Annotated in this window: 1 protein-coding gene; it reads left to right on the top strand. The window is 56.9% G+C overall.

The genetic code is table 11. From position 1 onward, the window contains the following. Positions 1–325: 325 nt before the first annotated feature. A partial coding sequence (locus CH42_RS08195; RefSeq protein WP_156322518.1) for a hypothetical protein occupies positions 326–1,066 on the top strand: 741 nt, incomplete at its 3' end.

The raw sequence follows: 1,066 nt of genomic DNA, 5'->3' as shown, positions 1-1,066 counted from the left end.
ATGTCTCGAACGGTGCGGGCCTCGTTCCGCTCCCGAACACAACATCGCGATGCAACCATCGGAATCTTTGAATTCTGTATGCCAATATTCTATAACTCTTAGATGAATAGAAATTTTAGAATTTTGTGATACTAGATATGCGCGATTCGCAGGTGCAGTCGCCACTGTATGTGCGTGTTTCTCGCTGTCGTTCAGGAGCGAGAACAGGTTCTAATTCATTGGGAATAGAGGAAGATATATGTCACAGCGACGGAATTTCCGCCGTATGGCTGTTGCGGGTATGACCGCAATGGTTGCGTTCATGGGTGTTGGGTTTGGTACCACCATGGCTAACGCTGAAGAGGGCGCAGCCGAGATCACGACGGCGAATGAGGGTGGCGCTGGTGTCAACGCTGGCCATGCGTTGCGCTCGCTCAATCAGTGGGGTGCGCCTACGCTCGGCGCAGGTCAGAGCGTCGGTGGCGAATCCTTTGGCGTCAACTTGGAGAACCCGAATTACAGCAATGCTGGCCTTTCTGGGCGTCTCGATTTCACCTTCAAGGCACCTCGCGGCACGACGTTCTCCGAAGACACCGTCCGGTGGGGGGCTCGCACCGGGGGCACGGGCGCGTGGGGCATGGGAACGTTCGGTGCGGGAGTGTGCAACATTTCTGCCGACCGCACGGTCCTCGACTGCAAAGTCGAAAACTTTGGCGTTCCGGGCACGACCGGTGGAAATCAGTACGGTGCGACCGCGCTCTGGGTGAGCCTCAAGGCGAACACACCGTTGATGGCATATGGCAAGATCGATGACGGCTCGTTCACGATTAACCCGACGAGCGCCTATGCGTCGCGTTCGGTTCCGCTGAGTTACACCACGAGGGGCACAGAGCAGATTGGTGCACAGGTCGACGCGGTCGATCTGGGGGCTCGCACTGCTGATATCTCGGGCTACGGAGTTCCCGGAGCCACCATGATCCTCAACGACACCGAGCAGGTACCAGTGGGCGCTGACGGCAATTGGTCGTACACGTTGCTCGGTCTGAACCTTTCCACGAACGACATTAAGGTCGAACAGTACGAGGGT

The organism is Leucobacter musarum subsp. musarum (assembly GCF_001273845.1).
Taxonomy (GTDB): Bacteria; Actinomycetota; Actinomycetes; order Actinomycetales; family Microbacteriaceae; genus Leucobacter; species Leucobacter musarum.
This window is presented reverse-complemented; position numbering and strand designations above follow the sequence as displayed.